The organism is uncultured Lentibacter sp. (genome assembly GCF_937123735.1).
GTDB lineage: Bacteria > Pseudomonadota > Alphaproteobacteria > Rhodobacterales > Rhodobacteraceae > Lentibacter.
Genome location: NZ_CAKZKL010000030.1, coordinates 75,719 through 95,568 on the forward strand (window position 1 = coordinate 75,719; position 19,850 = coordinate 95,568).

Genomic DNA, 19,850 nt, shown 5'->3' on the forward strand with positions numbered 1-19,850 from the left:
GCATTGGCCATGCGAACAAGCGGAGGCGTGCCGTGGCAGTTGGCCTGTCAAAGCCGGAGCAAAACGACCTGAACCAAAAGGTCAGGCTCACCCATCTGGGGTTGTGGGCCGAACGGCTTTGTGCCGCGCTCTGGCCGCTTTATGGGCTCGGGCTTTCGGTTTTTGCCTTTTTTCTCATGGGGTTGCACAGCCTGCTGGCGCTTGAGCTTGTGTGGGCTGTGCTGGCTTTGGCCGGGCTGGCGGCAGTTTTCGGGCTTTGGTATGCCCAGCGTCATTTCCAGCGGCCTCGCGCCGAGGACGCGCTGGCCCGGGTGGATGCCCGCCTTGAGGGGCAGCCCTTGCGTGCGCTGCGCGATGAGCAGGTGATCGGCAAGGGAGACAGCGCCTCAGAAGCGGTTTGGGCCGAATACCAGCGCCGGATGCTGGCCCGCGTCCGGCAGGCACGCGCGGTTGGGCCTGTGGTGCGGCTGGCGGCGGCCGATCCCATCGGGCTGCGCCATCTGGCCATGCTGGCTGCCGTTGTGGCGCTGCTGTTTGGTGCGCCCGGCCGGCTGTTGACCCTGGGCGAGACCTTCGGAGCCGCACCGGCGGGCAGCACAGCCCTGGCAGGGCCGAGCTGGGAGGGCTGGATCGAGCCGCCCGCCTATACCGGGCGCCCGGCGCTTTATCTCAACGAAATTCCGGCGGGCGCGCTGACTGTGCCGCAAGACAGCGTGGTCACTCTGCGGCTCTATGGCGCCGCAGGGGCGCTTACGGTGTCTGAAACGCTGTCTGCCCAGTTGGGCACGGCTGCTTCGCAGGCAGCAGCGGCCCAGAGTTTCGCTGTGACCCGGAGCGGGGCGCTGGATATTTCGGGGCCGGGGGGGCGGGCCTGGCAGATCACCATGCAGGCAGACCACCCTCCGCTGGTTGAGCCCATGGGCCCAGCGGAAACCGCCGCGGGGGGGCTGTTTACCATGCCCTTTGAGGCTCTGGACGATTACGGGGTGCGCGGCGGAGATGTTCTGATTGAACTGGATCTGGCAGCCCTTGAGCGCCGGTATGGCCTGGCGCTCGCGCCGGAGCCGCGCGCACCGTTGACCTTGCCTTTGCCGCTGCCGGTTGCGGGGGCGCGGGATGATTTTGAAGAGACCTTGCTGGAGGATTTTTCCCGCGATGTCTGGGCCAATTTGCCGGTCTTGATCACTTTGACGGCCCAGGATGCCAAGGGCCAGAGCGGCAGCAGCGGCCCCTTTGAGGCCCGGCTGGTTGCACGCAAGTTTTTCAACCCTCTTGCGGCGGCCGTGGTCGAGCTGCGCCGCGATCTGCTCTGGAACCGGGAGAATGGGCCGCGCGTGGCCCAGCTTTTGCGCGCTATTTCTCACGCGCCCGACGGGCTGTTCAAACGCGAAACCGATTATCTGCGCCTGCGGGTTGTTCTGCGCCGTCTGGAAACCCGCCTCGCCCTTGACGGGATGGACGATGCCACAGTGGCAGAGCTTGCCGAGGCGCTCTGGCAGCTGGCGCTCAACCTGGAAGACGGGAGCCTCTCGGACGCGCTGGAGCGGATGCGCGACGCACAGGACAAGCTCTCGCAAGCGCTGCGCAATGGGGCTTCTGACGCAGAGATTGCCGAGCTGATGCAAGAGCTGCGCGAGGCCACGCAAGATTATATGCGCCAACTGGCCCAACAACAGCCGCAAGATCCGCAGGATGGGGAGCCGGGCGAGCGCGGAGAGAGCCTGCAACTCTCCCAACAGGATTTGCAGGATATGATGGACCGCATTCAGGAGCTCATGGAGCAGGGCCGGATGGCCGAAGCCGAGCAGGCTTTGCGTGAGTTTCAGGAGATGATGGAAAACATGCGCGTCACCCAGAACCAGAGTGGCCAGGGCGAAGGACAGCAAGCCATGGAGGGGCTGGCCGAGACCCTGCGCGAGCAGCAAGGCCTGTCGGATCAGGCCTTCCGCGACCTTCAGGAGCAGTTCAACCCCAATGCCCGCGCTGGCGAAAGCGGCGAAAACGAAGGCCGCAACGGCGGCGAAGGGCGTGGGGAGCAGCATGAAGGCCAGGGCGAGGGGCGCGCGGACGCAGGCCAGAACGGCGCGGGCGAGGACGAAGGCCAAGGGCAAGGCGGCGCGCAGGAGCGGTCTTTGGCGGAGCGCCAGCAAGCCTTGCGCGATGAGCTTTCACGCCAGGCAGAGGGGCTGCCGCAAATGGGCGGCGCAGCGGGTGAGGCCGCCCGCGAGGCACTGGACAACGCGGGCCGCGCCATGGCGCAGGCCGAAGAGGCCCTGCGCCAGAACGAACTGGCCGAGGCGCTTGATAGGCAGGCCGAGGCAATGGAGAATTTGCGCGAGGGCATGGACAACCTTGGCGAAGCTCTGGCGCAGGCGCGTGAGGGCCAGGAGGGGCAAAGCGGGCAGAATGCCGAAACTGCGGGCCGCGAAAGCAGTGATCCGCTGGGGCGCAACCGGCGCGGCTTTTCCGCCGATGGCGAAGAGATGCTGGGGGAAGATGACGTTTATCGCCGCGCGCGCGAGCTCTTGGACGAGATCCGCCGACGCACGGGCGAGGCCAGCCGCTCACCCACCGAACGCAGCTATCTGGAGCGCTTGCTGGACCGCTTCTGAGCGGATGGGACCCCTGCTTGTTTTATCCGCCGTCAGAGGCCGCGCCGAGCAGTTCGAGAAGCTCCTGACGTTGGCCCTCCAGCCAGATCCGCGCGTCAAGCACAGCGGCACTGTAGCTTTCCAGCAGAGGGGCAAGCGGCGGCACAGCCTCTGCCATGGGCTTGGCGAAGACATAGATCACCAGCAGCAGAGCCGCGAGAAGGAGCATCAGCAGCACACCGCGCAAAAAGCCGCTTTGGCGGGGGGCGGCATCCCGGGAAGCCGCCACTTCGGAGGCTGTTTTGCGCCGTTCGCTGTCTTTGCGCAGGGTCGAGTTGATTTCATCGACATCCGGAAGCACATCCCGCCGCGATCCGCTGGCCGCCATGGCAATGGCCGTGGGCGCTGCTGCGGCTTCGCCCCGGATCTTTTGCATCCGCTCGCTGGATTCGCGCTGGCGGCGGGTGGCTTCATCCTCCGGAGCGTCTATTCCCAGATCTGGCTGCGCTTCCAATGGCGGCGTTTCCTGCTTGCGGGCGGCAGATTCGCGCGCCGCCTCCTCGCGCAGCACTTGGGCCACGGCCGGGTCAAGTTCGCGCCGGGGCGCTTCTGACGGGTCTGGCGCGGGGCCTGAAGACGGGCCTGAAGACGGGCCTGGCGGCGTTTGCGCCGTTGGCTCGGGTGCCGCGGCCTGATCTGGCGCAGCGGCTTGATCTGGCGGGGTGTCCGCGCTTTCGGGAGGGAAGTCCGGGTGGTGCTGATACCATGTATCGCCACAGTTGGAGCATTGGACATCGCGCCCATCTTGCGGGATCACATCATCCGGCACCTCATATTGTGCGCCACAATTCGGGCATACCAACCGCATTTCGCCCCCTACATCCCCAATCTGAATACCGATACCTTGGTGCAGCATAGGCGTTAAGCTTTTGCACGGAAAGAGCAAATTTCAGGGCCTTCCCAATCGCCTTCACAGCGCTTGCGGATTGCAACTTTGCGGCGTCTGGGGCATGGTCTGGCGCAAATCGGGCCCTCAAGGGGCGCAGCGGGGTGTGTGGGTGATTGAGCTGAACGACGTGGCCTATAGTTATGGCGATGGTGAGCTTTTGGGCGAGCTGTCCTTGACCTTGCCGGCGGGGTCTTTTCATTTTCTCACCGGCCCGTCGGGTGCGGGCAAGACCACGCTTTTGAAGCTCTGTTATGGTGAGCTTCTGCCAACGGCGGGGCATTTGCGCCTGTTTGATCAGGATGTGCGCAGCCTGGATCGGGACGGGCTTGCCGAGCTGCGTCGCCGGATTGGTGTGGTGCATCAGAATTGCCAGTTTCTTGACCATCTGCCGATAGCCGACAACATTGCCCTGCCGCTTACGGTGGCGGGGCATTCGGTTGCAGATGAGCAGCAAAACCTGGCCGAACTTATGAGCTGGGTGGGCTTGCGCGCCCGTGCTGCGGCCTTGCCGCCGGAGCTGTCCGGTGGCGAGCGCCAGCGCGCGGCCTTGGCGCGGGCGGTCATCATGTCGCCGGATGTGATTCTGGCGGATGAGCCGACGGGCAATATTGATTGGGAGATGTCCCAGAGGCTTTTGCAGCTTTTGGTTGAGCTGAACAAGATGGGCAAGACCGTGGTGATTGCGACCCATGATCTGGGATTGATCCGCGCGGCCAAGACGCAGGTTCAGGCGCGGGTGTTGCGCATTGCCAACCGCCGGGTGCAGCTTGCGGGGGCAGATCTGTGATGCGGTTGCGGGGAAATATCCATAAAATCAGCGGGTTCATCATTGGCGATGCCCAGGCCGAGCGCGCGGTGCCACCCACCGGGTTTACGGCCCGGCTGGTTGTGTTTGCGGCGGCGGTTATGGCGTTCCTGGCGGTGTTTGTCTTGGCGCTGTCGGTTTCGGCGGGCAAGCTTGCAGAGCGCTGGGAAGCGGAGCTTGCGCAATCGGCGACGATCCGGATTTCGGCACCCAGAGGGCAGATGCAGGCTCAAACCGAGGCGGCGCTGGCCGTTTTGAACACAACGCCGGGTGTGGCCGCTGCGCGGGTCTTGAGTGACGCCGAGCAGCGCGCGCTTTTGGAGCCATGGCTGGGCACAGAGATGCCGCTGGCCGATCTGCCCATTCCGCAGCTCATTGAAGTTGTGCAAACGCCTGCGGGGCTTGATACCGAGGCGCTACGCCTGCGGCTGCTGGGCGAGGTGCCCGGCGCTGTGCTGGATGATCATGCGCGGTGGCGCAAGCCCCTGGCCCATGCGGCGGCGCGGCTCTCGGCGCTGGGCTGGCTGCTGATCGGGCTTATTTTCGGGGTGATGGCGGCGATGATCACGCTGGCGGCCAATGCGGCGCTGGCGGCCAATGCCACGGTGATCACAGTGATGCGGCTTGTGGGCGCGAAAGACAGCTATATTGCCAGCGCCTTTGTGCGCCGCTTTACGCTGCGCGCGCTGTCAGGCGCGGCGCTGGGGATGTGTTTGGGCGTGATCGGCCTGCTCTTTTTGCCCAGTGGCAGCGCAGAAAGCGGTTTGTTGAGCGGGTTGGGCTTTTCGGGGGCAAGCTGGCTCTGGCCTTTGGGGCTGCCGCCCCTGGCCGGAGCCGTGGCTTTTGGCGCGACACAGGCAGCGGCCCGCCGCACATTGAAGGAGTTGCGCTGATGGGTGCATTGCGTTGGGGCATGTCCCTTGTTTTTGTCAGTCTGAATGCGGTGATGATGTTGCTGATTGGGCTGGTCTTTCTGCCTTGGGCACTGATCAGCACGCGCGGGGCGCGGCTGGCCTGCAAGAGCTATTGTGCCTGGGTGCTGTGGTCGGCGCGTTGGATGATCGGGCTGCGCCATGAGGTGCGGGGCACGCCACCTGAGGGGGCGGTTCTGATTGCGGCCAAGCACCAGTCGTTTCTGGATATCCTGATAATCTTTTACGCCAGCCCGGCTGCCAAGTTTATCATGAAACGCGAAATCCTTTGGATGCCGGTGATCGGGCTTTATGCCCATCGGATCGGCTGTGTGCCGGTGAACCGTGGCAAGCGCGGGTTGGCCATCAAGAAAATGCTGGACGATGTGAAGGCCGGGGTCGTGCGCGCGGGGCAATTGGTGATTTACAGCCAGGGCACGCGTGTCAAACCGGGTGAAAAAAGACCCTACAAAATAGGCACTTACGCACTTTACGAACAGATGAACCAGCCCTGTGTGCCAGTGGCCACCAATGCGGGGCTGTTTTGGCCAAAGGGCACGATCGGGCGCAAGCCCGGCCTGGCTGTGGTGCAGTTCATGGAGCCGATTGCGCCGGGCCTGGGGCAAGCGGCCTTTATGGAGCGCCTTGAGCGTGAGGTGGAAGGGTGCTCGGATGATCTGATGCGCGAGGCCGGGTTTGATGGCTGACTATGTCAGCGATATCGCCACGCTCCAAGAGCTGTATGGCCCGCCGGGGGAGGCCTCGCTGCGCAAGGTGGCCCGGCGGCTGACACCGCTCTATCACCAATGGATCATGGCTTCCCGCTTTTGTGTTGTCTCGACAGTGGGCGCGCAGGGCACAGACGGCAGCCCGCGTGGCGACGACGGCCCCGTGGTGCAAGCGCCCGACGCCGAGACCCTGCTTTTGCCCGATTGGCGGGGCAACAACCGCATGGATACGCTGCGCAACATTGTCGAAGACGGGCGCATTTCGCTGATGTTTATGGTGACGGGATCGGACACTGTGGTGCGGGTGAACGGGCGGGCCCGTGTGAGCCTGTCCCAAGCGCTTATTGCGCGGTTCAGCGACAGAGGGCGGTTGCCGCGCTCTGTTGTGGTGATCAAGATTGCGGAAATTTACGCCCAATGCGCGCGCGCGCCGATGCGGGCGGGGCTTTGGCGCGGTGGCGATGAAAGCCCAGACCTGCCCACGGTGGGCGAGATACTGGCCGAGCAGACCGCTGGCGCGCAAGGCGGCGCAGACTATGATGCGAATTGGCTGGCCCGGGCGGAAAAAACACTTTGGTAGCCGCGGTTTAGGCGCGGTTAGCCAAGGTGTTCTTTGACCATTTCATCTATCAGCCCCGAGAAAAATGCGGTGGTCGTCGCCGCCGGTTGGCGGGCGGTCACGACCTGGGCCATCGGGTCGGGCGCGGTGAGGGCGCTGCCTGACATTTCCTCAAGCACCGCATGGCCGCAAAACGGGACATAGACCTCGGAATAGCCGCCCTCATGGGACATCATCAACCGCCCCTCGCAAAGACGCTCAGCCGTGTCGCGCACAAGGCGGGTCATCTCGCGGAAAGTCTCGGCGGTGCACAATTGGTGGGCCAGCGGATCAAAGATAGCCGCATCAAACCCGCAGGCGACAATGATCACATCTGGTTGGAAGGCCTCGCAGGCGGGAAGAACCAAACGGGTCATCGCCTCCAGATAGGTGATATGGCCCGCGCCGGCCGGCAGGGGAATATTTATGTTATATCCCAGCCCCTTACCCTTGCCTTTATCGGCAAGGGCGCCGGTGTTTGTGGGGTAGTTGCGGTCTTGATGGATCGAGATCGTGAGCACGTCATCGCGCTCATAGAAGATATGTTCGGTGCCATTGCCATGATGCACATCCCAATCGATCACCACAAAGCGCTGCGCGAGCTGTGCAGCGCGGGCTGCTTCAATGGCTATGGCCAGATTGTTGAGCAGACAAAAGCCGTTGGGCCAATCGGGCAGGCAGTGGTGCCCCGGCGGGCGCGAGAGCGCATAGGCGTTTTTGAGTTTGCCGGTGAGCACATCCTCCAAGGCGGCTCGCGAGAGCCCCGCAGAGAGCGCAGCGATTTCGTATCCGCCTTTCAAGAACGGTGTGCGCAGGCCCAGCTCGCCGCCGTTGCTGTCTGACATCTCTTTGAATTTATTCAAAAAATCAAGGGGGTGCACCCGTGCCAGCTCGTCTTGGGTGCATGGGCGCGCTGATTGCATTGCCAGCTCTTTGCTGAGCCCTGTGACCTCCAGCAGGTTCTTGAAGCGGCGCTTGGTCTCGGGGGCTTCGGGCAGGCCGCCGCTGACAAGCGGCTGCACCAACCCGGCCACAGGGAATGTCAGCGCATAATGGCCCCCGCCGTGCCAGAAGGTTTGTTCATCATAAAAAAAACCTGTTTGCAGGGCTGATTTTGTGCTGCTCATGTGCCGCGCCTTTCCTGTTTGTGCCTATAAGGACAAAAACACAGCATAATGGCAAGCCGCCCAGAGCTTTGCACAGATGCCTGAACACATCCTAAACGGGGCGTCAGGCGGGGTCGCTTGCCACCCGCGCGTAAACCCCTTCGGGCAGATCGAGCGCAGCGGCGAGGTCTTTCAGCTGTGCCAGCGAGAGGGTGATTTTGGCGGTGCTGTCGGTGCGCGCGTCGTATTGGTCCAGCGTCACACAGTCGCCAAAAGCGCTGATCACAACGTCTTCACGCAGGTGCGCCCCGCCCTCATCAACCAGGGTGATCACCGTGCAGTCAAACTCGTGTTCGATTGAAAACATAGGCTCAGGATAGGCTGATCTTTGCCACTTGCAAAGCCCTCATTGCCACAGAGAGGGCGTGGCCGTGGTGCGGGCCGGATGGGGGCTGGCGCGCGGGTTTGACTGGGGCTATGCTTTGGAGGTAACGAAAAAACCCAAAGGAAACAGGGCAATGAAGATATTGCACAGAGCGCTGGGCCTTGTCTCTCTGGGGCTTTTGGCGGGCTGTATGTCGGCGGGCGCACCGCCGCAGCCTGCGCCGGTTTCAGAGGCTGCGCCTGTGTCAGCCCCCCTATCGGCGCCGCTGGACTCTGTGGCGGCGGCGCGGCAATTCCTGCGGGTTGTGGACACGGTGGAGCCGGTGGCAGAGCGCCTGTGCCGCGCACAGGCCCCCTGGCTGAATTGTGATTTCCAGATTGTGATTGATGACAGGCCGAACCAACCGGTGAATGCCTATCAGACCCTGGATGCGCAGGGGCAGCCTGTTTTGGCCTTCACGCTGGCGATGATTGCGGAGGTGCGCAACGCCGATGAGCTGGCTTTTGTGATGGGCCATGAGGCGGCCCACCATATCGCGGGTCATCTGACGCGCCAGAGGCGCAACGCGCAGGCCGGGGCGCTGGTGTTTGCGGGGCTCGCCGCGCTCACCGGTGCTGAGGGGCAAGCGCTTCAAAACGCTGGCGAAATTGGCGCACAGCTTGGCGCGCGAACCTATTCGAAGGACTATGAACTGGAGGCGGATGTGCTGGGCACGCAGATCACCGCACAGGCGGGGTATGATCCGCTGCGCGGCGCGGCGTTCTTCAGCCGCATCCCCGATCCGGGGGATCGCTTTTTGGGCACGCACCCGCCCAATGCGGCCCGGATCGAGGCGGTGCGTCAGGCCGCGTCCCGGCTCTGACGGGTGCTCAACCAGCTTGAAAATATCATCCGGGATCGCGGCTCGCGCTATGCGGTATCCGGTGCGCCGGCCCAGAGCCGCGCCGAGATGGACGCGCTTCTCAAGGCGCTGAAAAAGAACAAGAAATACGCCAAGGCGACGCATAATACCTGGGCTGTTCTCCTGCCTGATGGCACTCCTTTGAAGAGTGATGACGGCGAGAGCGGCGCTGGCATGGTCATCCTGCGGATGCTGGAGCGGGAAGGGCTCTTGGGCCACGGGTTGGTGGTGACGCGCTGGTATGGCGGCAAGCACTTGGGGGGCGACCGGTTTCGCCATGTGCAAGACGCGGTGAGCGCCTATTTTGAAGCCTTTTTGCGGGGGCGTTAAGGTTTACCTGCACCGTGAGTCGGGGGGGGTGACATGCGTGCACATCCCGTGCACAAAGCGTGCACCGGGCGCTGCCGGTTGCCCGAGCGGGCCAAAAAGGCGAGACGGTGAGCGCAGCGTGCGCTCGCCTCAGACTCTGGTAAGGTCATGTGCGCCCAGCCCGCGGGCGGGCCTAGACGCGCTTGCCCCAGAGGTCATAGTCGCCGGCTTCATCGACCTCGACAGAGACGATATCTCCGACATGCAGGCCTTCGGTATTTTCATCAATGAAGAGGTTGCCGTCGATTTCGGGGGCGTCTGATTTGGTGCGGCAGGTGGCGATGCCCTCTGCGTCGATGTCATCAATGATCACATCAATGCGCTGGCCGACTTTGGCTTCGAGCTTGGCTTCGGAAATGGCTTGCGCCTTTTGCATGAAGCGCTCCCACCGCTCTTGCTTCACCTCTTCGGCGACGTGATCGGGCAGGGCGTTGCTGCGCGCGCCGGCAACGTTTTCGTATTTGAAGCAGCCAACACGATCGAGCTGGGCCTCGTCCATCCAGTCCAGAAGGGTCTGGAACTCTGCCTCGGTTTCGCCTGGGTAGCCGACGATGAAGGTGCTGCGCAGGGTGATGTCGGGGCAGAGGCTGCGCCACTCGGTGATGCGATCAAGGGTGCGCTCGGCGTGGGCCGGGCGGGCCATGCGTTTGAGCGTATCGGGGTGGGCGTGCTGGAAGGGAATGTCGAGGTAGGGCAGCACGAGGCCCTCGGCCATGAGCGGAATGAGTTCGCGCACCGCCGGGTAGGGGTAAACGTAATGCAGACGCACCCAAAGCTCTTTTGGGCCGCCGAGCTGGCCAAGCGCACGCGCCAGCGTGGTGATGGGCTGCTCGCCGCCCCCTTGCAGGCGCGTCTCGCGGCTCCAGTCTGTGCCATAGGCGGAGGTATCCTGGCTGATGACCAGCAGTTCCTTGACGCCGTTTTCCACCAGTTTTTCGGCCTCGCGCAGCACGGCTTTGTGCGGGCGCGAGGCGAGACGCCCGCGCATATCGGGGATAATGCAGAACTTGCACTTGTGGTTGCAACCTTCTGATATCTTTAGATAACTATAGTGTCGCGGTGTGAGGCTGATGCCGGAGGCGGGCAGAAGGTCAATGAAAGGGTCGGGGCTGGGCGGCACAACCGCGTGCACAGCGTCAAGCACCTGTTCGTATTGGTGAGGGCCCGTCACGGCGAGGATGCGCGGGTGATGGGCGCGGATATACTCAGGCTCCGCCCCCAGACAGCCTGTGACGATGACCTTGCCGTTTTCTGTCAGCGCCTCGCCGATGGCATCGAGGCTTTCGGCCTTGGCGGAATCCAGAAAGCCGCAGGTGTTGACGATTACGGCATCGGCCCCTGCATAATCGGGCGAGATGCCATAGCCTTCCGCGCGCAGCCGGGTGAGAATGCGCTCGCTGTCAACCAGCGCCTTGGGGCAGCCAAGGCTGACCATGCCGATGGTCGGCTGGCCTTCACGGCGTGTTTCAGAGAGCGTGGCGCGGGCAAGATCTGGGCGCAGATCGGGAGGATTTTGTGACATGGCCCGCGTATAGCGGCAGAAATGCGCTTGGGGAAGGGGGCGCGCGCGGGAAGTTGTTTGCGCTTGGGCCTGCCGGGGCCTACCTCGGACAGAGAGAAGAGGAGTGTGGTTTCATGCGGATTTTGCGCGGTATCTTGTTTGGTGTGGCTGTCTTTGTGGGGTTTGCCGCCATCGGGCTCATGCTTTTGCCCAAGGAGCGGATTGCCAAGCTGGCGAGTGCACAGATTTCCAAGGCACTGGGGCGGGAGGTGACGCTATCCGGCGAGATCGGGCTGAGCATCTGGCCTGTGTTGGGCGTAAAAACCGGGCCTGTGCGCGTGGCCGGGCCGGCGTGGGACGACACGCCCCTGCTGGTGGCGGAGGGGCTCAACATCGGCGTGGCGGCGGCGGCGCTGAGGCGCGAGATTGAGATCCGCCATATTGATGTGCTGCGCCCAGAGATCACGCTCATCACCGCCAAGGACGGGCGGGTGAGCTGGGACTTTGGCAGCGGGAGGGATGCTGCGGCTGAGGGGGAGAGCGCGGGCGCTGTGACGCCGTTCAGCCTGGCGCGCGCCACTGTGACGGGCGGAACCGTGACGCTGGAGGACCGCCGCGCCGGCACGCGCGAGACGCTCACGGCGCTGGACCTTGACCTGCGCCTGCCCGATCTGGCGGGGCCTGCGACGCTGGGCGCAAGCTTTGCGCGCGGCGGGGCGACCTTGGAGATTGAGGCGCGCGCGGAGACTGCGCGCGATTTGATCACCGGACGGCTGACGCCTGTTGTCGCGAGCCTTGTCACCGGCGGGGGCAGCCTGAGCTTTGACGGGCGGATGACGCGCGCGCTGGAGGCCGAGGGGCAGCTGGCGCTCAAGACATCGCGCACCGCGCAATTCCTTCAGAACCTCGGGCTGGGCGCGGCCGAGTTGCCGCGCGGGCTGGGGCGAGAGATTGACCTTGCGAGCAAGGTGATTTTCTCCGGCGGGGAGGTTTTGAACCTGCGGGGGATGACGCTCAACCTTGATCAGAACAGTTTTACGGGCGATGCGGACATCCGCCTTGGCGGGGCCAAGCCGCGCCTCACCGCAAGGCTTGCGGCGGGGGCGCTCGACTTTTCGGCGCTGGCGGCTTCGGGCGGCGGCGGGGAAGAGACGGGCAGCGCAGGCTGGAGCACCGCGCCGATTGATGCGCGCGGGCTGGCGGCTGTGAACGCCGAGGTGAGCCTTGCGGTGCAATCGCTCGATGCAGGGATGATCAAGCTCGGCGCGAGCCAGATCGGCATCAGCTTGGACAACTCGCGGCTGGTGATGAAGCTGCCCAAGGCTACGGGCTATGGCGGGCAGATTGCCGGAGAGTTCGTGGTGAACAACCGCAGCGGGCTGTCTGTGGGCGGCACCCTCAATGTGTTGCAGGCCGATGTAAAGCCGCTGCTCACCGACCTCATGGGCATTGAGCGGCTTTCGGGCAAGGCGGATGGGTCTATAAAGTTTCTCGGCTCTGGCAGCAGTTTGGACGCGATCATGAACACGCTTTCGGGCCACGGCTCGATTGCCATGGCGGGGGGCACGATTGCGGGGTTTGACCTCAACGGGCTGATGGGCACGGGCAATGGCGAAAAGGGCACAACCGTGTTTGACAGGCTGGGCGCGCGCTTTGACATGGCGGGCGGTGTCTTGCGCAACGAGAACCTCAACATGGTGCTGCCCGGCTTTACCGCCAGCGGCAAGGGCCTAGTCGGGCTGGGCGCGCAGACGGTTGACTATGTCTTCACGCCCGTGGCCTTGGGCGCGAACAGGGGCAAGGACCTGGCCTTTCCGGTGCGCGTATCCGGACCGTGGAGCGCGCCCAAGATACGCCCCGATCTGAGCGCTGCGATTGACCTGAACTTCAAGGAGAAGAAGGCAGAGGTGAAGCAACGCGCGGAGGATGCGCTTAAGAAGAAGGTTGGGGAAGAGCTGGGTGTCAGCGGGGGCGAAACCGTTCAAGACGCGGTGAAGCAGGGCGTTGAGGAGAAGTTGAAGAAAGAGTTGCTGAAAATATTTGAGTGAGGGGCTTTTGGTTTCGGATTTTCGCTGTGCGAAAATCCGACCCGTGCGAGGGGGCCAGCCCCCTCGCGCTCCCCACGATATGCGAGAGGGCGCTGCCCCCTCGCGCTCCCCCGGGATATTTAGGGCAATAAGAAAGGGAAAAGGGGGTTCTTGCGGGAGCTCTGCGCTTTAGGGGCGGGGCAGGGCCAGTTGGGTGACGGTCATTTGCAGCGCATCGCCGCTGTCGGGCTTGTTGCGTGTGAGGATGACGCCCCATTTTTGCGGCTGCTCTGCCGTGGGCGTGCTCACGAAGGCGCGGTGCAGATCCCAGGGGAGGGGATCGTCTGTTTCGCTGAGGTCGGGAAGCTTTGCTGCAAGGAGTGCGACGATGTTGGCCACGGCGGCGTCGCGTTGCGCTTTTGTCATCAGGCGGGTGGCGTCTTTGACCTGGCAGCTGTCGCGCTTCTGGATGGCCTGAAGGCCGGCGGCATCGAGCCGGGTGATGTGCTGGGCGTTTTTGGGCAGATCGGCGTGAGGGTCGGCCCCGCCGCTTTGCACTGTGGCAAGGCGGCTGAGGCAGTGGGCCTCAAACAGCGCCGAATAGGCGGCGGCGGGCGCGGGTGGATGGGCCGTCTGCCAGAGGGCGCGGCCTGTGAAGGCCACGCCCATGGTGAGTGCCGCTGCGAGAGCGAGATGTGTCGGCTTCACCGCTGCGCAGCCTTAGGCGTGAATCGCGCCGTCGCCACAGGCGAGGGCGGCTTCGCGCACGGCTTCGGAGTAGGTCGGGTGGGCGTGGCAGGTCAGGGCGATGTCTTCGGCGGAGGCGCCGAACTCCATTGCCACGCAGAGCTCGTGGATCATATCCCCCGCGGCCGGGCCGATGATGGCCGCGCCGAGGATACGGTCGGTTGCGGCATCGGTGATGATTTTGACAAAGCCCTCGCCCTGGTGCACGGCCTTGGCGCGGGCGTTGCCCATGAAGTTAAACTTGCCGACCTTGACCTTGACGCCCTCTTCCTTGAGCTGGGCCTCGGTTTTGCCGACGGTGGCCACCTCGGGGGCGGTGTAGACCACGCCTGGAATGACGCCGTAGTTGACGTGGCCGTGCTTGCCAGCCAGCACCTCGGCGACGGCCATACCCTCGTCTTCGGCCTTGTGGGCCAGCATCGGGCCGTCGATCACATCGCCGATGGCGTAGAGGCCTTTGACGTTTGTGGCCCAGTGGGCATCGGTTTTGATCTGGCCGCGCGGGGACATTTTCACGCCGAGCGCGTCAAGGCCGAGGCCCTCGGTGAAGGGTTTGCGGCCCGTGGCGACGAGGACGATATCGGCCTCGATGGTTTCCTCGGTCTCGCCCTTCTTGGTTTTGTAGGTGACGCTGGCCTTTCCCTTGGCCGCTTTGGCGGACTGCACGGCGGCGCCCATCACGAAGGTGAGGCCCTGCTTTTCAAGGATGCGCTTGAAGCTGCGCTGCACATCGGCGTCCATCCCCGGTGTGATGGCGTCTTGATATTCCACCACGGTGACTTGGGAGCCGAGGCGCGCGTAGACGGAGCCGAGCTCAAGGCCGATGACACCTGCGCCGATGACCACGAGCTTTTTGGGGATTTTGCCGAGCTCCAGCGCGCCTGTGCTGCTGACGATGGTTTTTTCGTCGATCTCCACGCCGGGGAGCGTGGCGGGTGCTGAGCCTGAGGCGATGACGATGTTTTTGGCCTCGTGCAGCTCCTCACCGACTTTCACTTTGCCCGCTTCGGGGATGCTGGCCCAGCCTTTGAGCCAGTCGATCTTGTTTTTCTTGAAGAGAAACTCGATGCCGCCGGTGTTTTGGCCGATGGTATCGTCTTTATAGGCGAGCATCTGCTTCCAGTCGACGGACGGGGCTTTGCCCTTGAGGCCCATGGTGGCGAAGTTGTGTTCGGCTTCGTGCAGCATGTGCGAGGCGTGCAAGAGCGCCTTGGAGGGGATGCAGCCCACGTTGAGGCAGGTTCCGCCCAGGGTTGCGCGGCCCTCGACAACGGCTGTCTTGAGGCCGAGTTGGGCGCAGCGGATGGCGGAGACATAGCCGCCGGGGCCGGCGCCGATGATGATTGCGTCATATGATGCCATGGGAGTGGCTCCTTTTTGTGGGGCGGCTCAGAGGAGGGCCGCGAGGATCATGAAGAGGGTTGCAAAAAAGCCCAGCGCCCAGACGAGGCTGCGCCCGGGGCGCATGTCAAAGGCGTAGGCGGGGATATAGGCGGCGCGCGCGGCAAGATAGACCCAGGCGCAGGTGGCTGTGAAGCCGGTGGACTGGCCCCCCAGCGTCACGACCAGCACGGCGATTGTGAAGAGGATGAGGCCCTCGAAGTGGTTGTCCATCGCGCGGCCCAAGCGGCCTGTGAGGGGCGACATTTCGCGGCTCGGGGGGCGGTCGCGGGCCGACATGGTGTAGCCGGGGCCAAGATCGCGGTTGGCGGGCACGGCGTAGAGCACGAATTGCAGCGCCTGCAACAGGGCGGCGAGGGCGAGAACGGTGAGTTCGGGGGTCATGGGGCGCACTCCTTGTCTGTTGGCCCTGTTGTGCCAGCCCACTGTGGCCGGGTCCAGCCTGCGCGGGCCTCTGGGGTGAGTGCTGCGGTGCGTGCGGCCGTGTCGGCGGCCAGGCAGGCGTTTTCGAGCGCCAGGATATCCGGATCGCTGCGCCATGTGGCCATAAGCGCCTCGGTGGCGGGCCAATGGCGCAGGATCGAGTGGTCTTGCGCCGCGTTTTGATTGGCGATCTGGAACCATTTGGAGCCGAGGTGGTATTTGGTTTTCAGCGGGCCTTGCCCGTCGCCTCGGAGGTTTTTCATCAGGAAATCCTCTTCTGCGCGGGTGGCGTAGTGGTTGAGCACAGCCACCTCGGGGGCGACGGCTTTGTCAAAGGGCTGATATTTGGCGCGCTTCACGGAGCCGTGCAGATTGCTCACGAGCCGCTCTCCTGCGGCACTTTTGACGCAGATTTCGTTGCTGCGCGGCCCGGTGGGGCGGTGGTCATGGGCATGGGTGAATTTGGCGAAGCGAAAGAGCGATTTGAACTTGGTTTGCGCCGCTGGCAGGCTGGCGGCGCAGGCGGTAAACTGTGGCAATATCGGCAGGGTGCGTGCCCTATGGCCGCTGGTTCCGAAGAAAAACCAGGGCAGGGCGATGACATCGGCCGGCCCGGCTGCGGCGAAGAGATCGTCAAGGCGGCCCTGGCCGGCGCGGATATTGAGAAACTCGTCGCTGTCGATGTGGCAGAGCCATTCGGCGCCTTCTGTGGCGGCGAGATGGGCAAAGACAAGCCGCATGGCGCCCTCTTGCGGCGCGGCCCCTTCGGGCACGGTTTGGGACAGATGCGTGACGAGCCCGCGGGCGGCGAGGGCATCGAGCAGCCTGTCGGAGCCGTCGGTGCAGTCATTGGTGACAATGATCACATGCTCAAAGCCGATGACGCGGTGATAGGCGAGCCACTCCAGAAGGTAGGGGCCTTCATTGCGCATGGCAGCGGCGAGAGCCGTGCCGGGGTGGGGGGCAGGCGCTGTCATGTATGACGGATCATGCGGCACATGCCTGCGTGGGGTGGTGCGCAGTGAATGCGCACCCTACGGGAGAGGGTGCGCAGCTTGGCATCGTAGGGTGTGCCTTTACGGCGCACCGCTTAGAGGTCCATCAACAGGCGCTGGGGGTCTTCCAGCGCTTCCTTGACGCGCACGAGGAAGGTGACCGCGCCTTTGCCGTCAACGATGCGGTGATCGTAGCTCAGCGCCAGATACATCATCGGGCGGATGACCACCTGACCGTTGATCGCCACGGGGCGATCCTGGATTTTGTGCATCCCGAGGATGCCCGACTGTGGCGGGTTGAGGATGGGCGAGGACATGAGCGAGCCATAGACACCGCCATTGGAGATGGTGAAAGTGCCGCCCTGCATTTCGGCCATGGAGAGCTTGCCGTCGCGGGCGCGGCGGCCTTTCTCGCCGATGGCCTTCTCGATGGCAGCGAAGCTCATCTGGTCGACATCGCGGATGACAGGCACCACAAGGCCTGTGGGCGTGCCGGCGGCGATGCCCATGTGGACGAAGTTTTTATAGACCACATCGGTCCCGTCGATCTCGGCGTTCACCTCGGGCACTTCTTTCAGCGCGTGCACGCAAGCCTTTGTGAAGAAAGACATAAAGCCGAGGCGCACGCCGTGCTTTTTCTCGAATTCGCCTTTGTACTGGTTGCGCAGGGCCATCACGGCGGACATGTCGACTTCGTTGTAGGTTGTCAGCATGGCGGCGGTGTTTTGCGCCTCTTTCAGGCGGCGCGCGATGGTCTGGCGCAGGCGGGTCATCTTGACACGCTCTTCGCGGGCCGCATCATCGGCGGCGACAGGCGCGCGCGGGGCCTGTGCGGCAGGTGCGGGGGCAGAGGCGGCGGCCCCGCCGGACGCGGCTGCTTTCATAACGTCTTCTTTCATGATCCGTCCGTCTTTGCCTGTGCCTGTCACAGCGCTGGCGTCGATGCCTTTTTCGGCCATCATCTTTTCGGCGGCGGGGGCATTTTTTGCCCCTGCGGCGGCGGGTTTGGCGGGGGCCTCTTCGGCTTTGGGCGCGGGGGCAGCGGCTGCGCCTTCGCCCGAGCTGATCACGCCAAGCTTGGCGCTCGCCTCAACTGTGCTGCCCTCGGCGGCGAGAATTTCGGTGAGCACCCCGGCGGCGGGGCTGGGCACTTCGACGCTGACCTTGTCAGTCTCCAGCTCGCAGAGCATTTCGTCTTGGGCAACCGTGTCACCGACTTGCTTGAACCATGTGGAAACTGTTGCCTCGGTGACGCTTTCACCAAGGGTGGGGACCATCACATCAACGCTGGCCGCTGCGGGGGCGCTGGCTTGGGACGCTTCCGGAGCGGCCGCTGCGGTTCCGGCGGTGAGGGTTGCCAAAAGCGCATCAACGCCAACCGTCTCGCCCTCTGCGGCGATGATCTCGCCCAAGGTGCCGGATGTGGGCGCAGGGACTTCGACTGTCACCTTGTCGGTTTCAAGCTCACAGAGCATTTCATCGGCCTGCACGGCATCACCCGGCTTTTTGAACCATGTGGCCACTGTGGCTTCGGTGACAGATTCGCCCAGAGTGGGAACGCGAACTTCGGTCATGGGTTATTTCCCTTTTTTCAGTGTGAGCGCTTCGTCAATGAGAGCGGCTTGTTGTGCTTTGTGAGCGGAGGCGAGGCCCGTGGCGGGCGAGGCACTGGCCGGGCGGCCAGCGTATTGCGGGCGGCCATGCTTGGCTTTGATACGGCCCAGGACCCATTCGATATTGGGCTCGATGAAGGTCCAGGCGCCCTGGTTCTTCGGCTCTTCCTGACACCAGACCACCTCAGCGTTTTTGAAGCGCGACAGCTCCTTGACGACGGATTGGGCCGGGAAGGGATAGAACTGCTCCACGCGCATGAGGTAGATGTCCTCAAGGCCGCGCGCGTCCCGCTCTTCGAGCAGATCATAATAGACCTTGCCGGAGCACATGACGACCCGTTTGATTTTGTCGTCGCTGGCGAGCGTTGTGTCTGAGTTGCCGTATTGGGCATCATCCCAGAGGATGCGGTGGAAGCTGGAACCGGTTGTGAACTCTTCTGTTTTGCTCACCGCGAGCTTGTGGCGCAGAAGCGATTTCGGCGTCATCAGGATGAGCGGTTTGCGGAAGGTGCGGTGCAGCTGGCGGCGCAGGATGTGGAAATAGTTGGCCGGTGTGGTGCAATTGGCCACGATCCAGTTGTCTTGGCCGCACATCTGCAAGAAGCGCTCAAGGCGGGCCGAGCTGTGCTCGGGGCCTTGGCCTTCATAGCCATGCGGCAACAGCACCGTGAGGCCCGACATGCGCAGCCATTTGCTTTCGCCCGAGGAGATGAACTGGTCAAACATGATCTGCGCGCCGTTGGCGAAATCACCGAACTGGCCCTCCCAGAGGGTGAGCGCGTTGGGCTCGGCAAGGCTGTAGCCATATTCAAAGCCCAGCACCGCATATTCGGAGAGCATGGAGTCGATCACTTCATACTGGGCCTGACCGGCGCGGATGTGGTTGAGCGGATAGTGGCGCTCTTCCGTGTCCTGGTTGATGAGGCCGGAGTGGCGCTGCGAGAAGGTGCCCCGGGTGGCATCCTGCCCGGAGAGGCGCACGGGGTAGCCCTCGGTGAGCAGCGAGCCAAAGGCCAAAGCCTCGCCCGTGGCCCAATCAATGCCTTCACCGCTTTCAAACATTTTGGCCTTTGTTTCCAGCAGGCGGGACACTGTCTTGTGGACGGGGAAGCCTGTTGGCGCGGCGCTCAGCGCGCGGCCGATCTCGGCAAAGGTTTCGGGTTTGATGGCGGTTTCACCGCGCTGGTAATCTTCCTTGTCGCGGTTGAGATGGGACCACTTGCCATCCAGCCAATCGGCCTTGTTGGGCTTGTAGTCCTTGCCGGCCTCGAACTCTTCGGAGAGATGAGCCTGAAAGGCGGCTTTCATATCCTCGATCTCGCCCTCGGGGATGAGACCGTCTTTGACCAGCTCGGCGGTATAGAGGCTGAGGGTGGTCTTTTGTTTCTTGATTTTCTTATACATCAACGGGTTGGTGAACATGGGCTCGTCGCCCTCGTTGTGGCCAAACCGGCGGTAGCAGAAAATATCCAGCACCACGTCCTTGCCAAACTTCTGGCGGAACTCCGTGGCCACTTTGGCCGCGTGAACCACGGCCTCCGGGTCATCGCCGTTGACGTGGAAAATTGGCGCTTCGACCATGAGGGCGATGTCTGTCGGATAGGGCGAGGAGCGCGAGAAATGCGGCGCGGTGGTAAAGCCGATCTGGTTGTTCACCACGATGTGCATGGTGCCGCCGGTGCGGTGGCCCTTGAGGCCGGAGAGGCCAAAGCCCTCGGCCACCACGCCCTGGCCTGCAAAGGCTGCGTCCCCGTGCAAGAGCACGCCCATAACCTGCTTGCGCTCTTTGTCGCCCAGCTG

At 63.6% G+C, this 19,850-nt stretch carries 18 protein-coding genes; 8 read left to right on the forward strand and 10 right to left on the reverse strand.

What is annotated here, in order from left to right:
- The first annotated feature begins 32 nt into the window (after window positions 1-32).
- Window positions 33-2,612 carry a TIGR02302 family protein gene (locus tag Q0478_RS09855; RefSeq protein WP_298678810.1) on the forward strand — a complete coding sequence of 860 codons (2,580 nt, stop codon included), beginning with the start codon at window positions 33-35 and terminating at the stop codon, window positions 2,610-2,612.
- Between the two features lie 22 nt (window positions 2,613-2,634).
- Here the strand turns inward: Q0478_RS09855 and Q0478_RS09860 are convergent, their stop codons facing one another.
- Entirely contained in the window at window positions 2,635-3,459 is an 825-nt protein-coding gene (locus tag Q0478_RS09860) for a zinc-ribbon domain-containing protein (protein ID WP_298678811.1), read from the reverse strand.
- 190 nt (window positions 3,460-3,649) lie between these two features.
- Here Q0478_RS09860 and Q0478_RS09865 point away from each other — a divergent pair, with 190 nt between their 5' ends.
- From Q0478_RS09865 to Q0478_RS09880, 4 genes are read left to right on the forward strand one after another with little or no spacing between them, the layout of a single operon-like run.
- On the forward strand, window positions 3,650-4,327 hold the full coding sequence (locus tag Q0478_RS09865; RefSeq protein WP_298678813.1) for a cell division ATP-binding protein FtsE: 678 nt from the start codon (window positions 3,650-3,652) through the stop codon (window positions 4,325-4,327).
- Complete coding sequence (locus tag Q0478_RS09870; protein WP_298678815.1) at window positions 4,327-5,238, forward strand: cell division protein FtsX; 912 nt, start codon at window positions 4,327-4,329, stop codon at window positions 5,236-5,238. The genes Q0478_RS09865 and Q0478_RS09870 overlap by 1 nt, the downstream gene beginning before the upstream one ends.
- Complete coding sequence (locus tag Q0478_RS09875) at window positions 5,235-5,963, forward strand: 1-acyl-sn-glycerol-3-phosphate acyltransferase (RefSeq protein WP_298678836.1); 729 nt, start codon at window positions 5,235-5,237, stop codon at window positions 5,961-5,963. The genes Q0478_RS09870 and Q0478_RS09875 overlap by 4 nt, the downstream gene beginning before the upstream one ends.
- A complete protein-coding gene (locus tag Q0478_RS09880; RefSeq protein ID WP_298678817.1) occupies window positions 5,956-6,564 on the forward strand; it encodes a pyridoxamine 5'-phosphate oxidase family protein in 609 nt (202 codons plus the stop codon). Before Q0478_RS09875 ends, Q0478_RS09880 begins: the two co-directional genes overlap by 8 nt.
- Before the next feature lie 17 nt (window positions 6,565-6,581).
- Here Q0478_RS09880 and Q0478_RS09885 read toward each other — a convergent pair whose 3' ends face one another.
- Complete coding sequence (locus Q0478_RS09885; protein WP_298678837.1) at window positions 6,582-7,688, reverse strand: class II histone deacetylase; 1,107 nt, start codon at window positions 7,686-7,688, stop codon at window positions 6,582-6,584.
- A 124-nt stretch (window positions 7,689-7,812) separates the two neighbouring features.
- Window positions 7,813-8,055 carry a hypothetical protein gene (locus Q0478_RS09890; RefSeq protein ID WP_298678819.1) on the reverse strand — a complete coding sequence of 81 codons (243 nt, stop codon included), beginning with the start codon at window positions 8,053-8,055 and terminating at the stop codon, window positions 7,813-7,815.
- A gap of 151 nt (window positions 8,056-8,206) precedes the next feature.
- On the opposite strand from Q0478_RS09890, the gene Q0478_RS09895 reads away from it, so the two are divergent.
- Together Q0478_RS09895 and Q0478_RS09900 are read left to right on the forward strand one after the other, a co-directional pair.
- Window positions 8,207-8,935 (forward strand): M48 family metallopeptidase, encoded by a 729-nt coding sequence (locus tag Q0478_RS09895; RefSeq protein ID WP_298678821.1) that lies wholly within the window; start codon window positions 8,207-8,209, stop codon window positions 8,933-8,935.
- A gap of 3 nt (window positions 8,936-8,938) precedes the next feature.
- Entirely contained in the window at window positions 8,939-9,304 is a 366-nt protein-coding gene (locus Q0478_RS09900; RefSeq protein ID WP_298678823.1) for a YigZ family protein, read from the forward strand.
- Between the two features lie 172 nt (window positions 9,305-9,476).
- Here Q0478_RS09900 and rimO read toward each other — a convergent pair whose 3' ends face one another.
- The gene (rimO, locus tag Q0478_RS09905; RefSeq protein WP_298678824.1) at window positions 9,477-10,865 is read right to left on the reverse strand and encodes a 30S ribosomal protein S12 methylthiotransferase RimO; all 1,389 of its coding nucleotides are present in this window, start codon (window positions 10,863-10,865) and stop codon (window positions 9,477-9,479) included.
- Window positions 10,866-10,978: 113 nt separating this feature from the next.
- Here rimO and Q0478_RS09910 point away from each other — a divergent pair, with 113 nt between their 5' ends.
- The gene (locus Q0478_RS09910) at window positions 10,979-12,892 is read left to right on the forward strand and encodes an AsmA family protein (protein WP_298678826.1); all 1,914 of its coding nucleotides are present in this window, start codon (window positions 10,979-10,981) and stop codon (window positions 12,890-12,892) included.
- 168 nt (window positions 12,893-13,060) lie between these two features.
- On the opposite strand, the gene Q0478_RS09915 is transcribed toward Q0478_RS09910, so the two are convergent.
- From Q0478_RS09915 to Q0478_RS09940, 6 genes are all read right to left on the reverse strand, one after another.
- Window positions 13,061-13,579: a hypothetical protein gene (locus Q0478_RS09915; RefSeq protein ID WP_298678828.1), complete on the reverse strand. Its 519-nt coding sequence runs from the start codon at window positions 13,577-13,579 to the stop codon at window positions 13,061-13,063.
- A 12-nt stretch (window positions 13,580-13,591) separates the two neighbouring features.
- Window positions 13,592-14,980: a dihydrolipoyl dehydrogenase gene (gene lpdA, locus Q0478_RS09920; RefSeq protein ID WP_298678830.1), complete on the reverse strand. Its 1,389-nt coding sequence runs from the start codon at window positions 14,978-14,980 to the stop codon at window positions 13,592-13,594.
- Window positions 14,981-15,007: 27 nt separating this feature from the next.
- On the reverse strand, window positions 15,008-15,403 hold the full coding sequence (locus tag Q0478_RS09925; RefSeq protein ID WP_298678831.1) for an MAPEG family protein: 396 nt from the start codon (window positions 15,401-15,403) through the stop codon (window positions 15,008-15,010).
- Complete coding sequence (locus tag Q0478_RS09930) at window positions 15,400-16,419, reverse strand: glycosyltransferase family 2 protein (protein WP_298678832.1); 1,020 nt, start codon at window positions 16,417-16,419, stop codon at window positions 15,400-15,402. Before Q0478_RS09930 ends, Q0478_RS09925 begins: the two co-directional genes overlap by 4 nt.
- Window positions 16,420-16,532: 113 nt before the next feature.
- Window positions 16,533-18,011: a 2-oxoglutarate dehydrogenase complex dihydrolipoyllysine-residue succinyltransferase gene (odhB, locus tag Q0478_RS09935; protein ID WP_298678833.1), complete on the reverse strand. Its 1,479-nt coding sequence runs from the start codon at window positions 18,009-18,011 to the stop codon at window positions 16,533-16,535.
- 3 nt (window positions 18,012-18,014) lie between these two features.
- Window positions 18,015-19,850 (reverse strand): 2-oxoglutarate dehydrogenase E1 component (locus tag Q0478_RS09940; RefSeq protein ID WP_298678834.1); only part of this gene is annotated, 1,836 nt, incomplete at its 5' end.

Excerpts from the sequence above, each read along its gene's own strand:
- Q0478_RS09860 (WP_298678811.1), bottom strand. The coding sequence starts at position 3,459 with ATGCGGTTGGTATGCCCGAATTGTGGCGCACAATATGAGGTGCCGGAT.
- Q0478_RS09870 (WP_298678815.1), top strand. The coding sequence starts at position 4,327 with ATGCGGTTGCGGGGAAATATCCATAAAATCAGCGGGTTCATCATTGGC.
- Q0478_RS09880 (WP_298678817.1), top strand. The coding sequence starts at position 5,956 with ATGGCTGACTATGTCAGCGATATCGCCACGCTCCAAGAGCTGTATGGC.
- Q0478_RS09890 (WP_298678819.1), bottom strand. The coding sequence starts at position 8,055 with ATGTTTTCAATCGAACACGAGTTTGACTGCACGGTGATCACCCTGGTT.
- Q0478_RS09895 (WP_298678821.1), top strand. The coding sequence starts at position 8,207 with ATGAAGATATTGCACAGAGCGCTGGGCCTTGTCTCTCTGGGGCTTTTG.
- rimO (WP_298678824.1), bottom strand. The coding sequence starts at position 10,865 with ATGTCACAAAATCCTCCCGATCTGCGCCCAGATCTTGCCCGCGCCACG.
- Q0478_RS09910 (WP_298678826.1), top strand. The coding sequence starts at position 10,979 with ATGCGGATTTTGCGCGGTATCTTGTTTGGTGTGGCTGTCTTTGTGGGG.
- lpdA (WP_298678830.1), bottom strand. The coding sequence starts at position 14,980 with ATGGCATCATATGACGCAATCATCATCGGCGCCGGCCCCGGCGGCTAT.
- Q0478_RS09925 (WP_298678831.1), bottom strand. The coding sequence starts at position 15,403 with ATGACCCCCGAACTCACCGTTCTCGCCCTCGCCGCCCTGTTGCAGGCG.
- Q0478_RS09930 (WP_298678832.1), bottom strand. The coding sequence starts at position 16,419 with ATGACAGCGCCTGCCCCCCACCCCGGCACGGCTCTCGCCGCTGCCATG.
- odhB (WP_298678833.1), bottom strand. The coding sequence starts at position 18,011 with ATGACCGAAGTTCGCGTTCCCACTCTGGGCGAATCTGTCACCGAAGCC.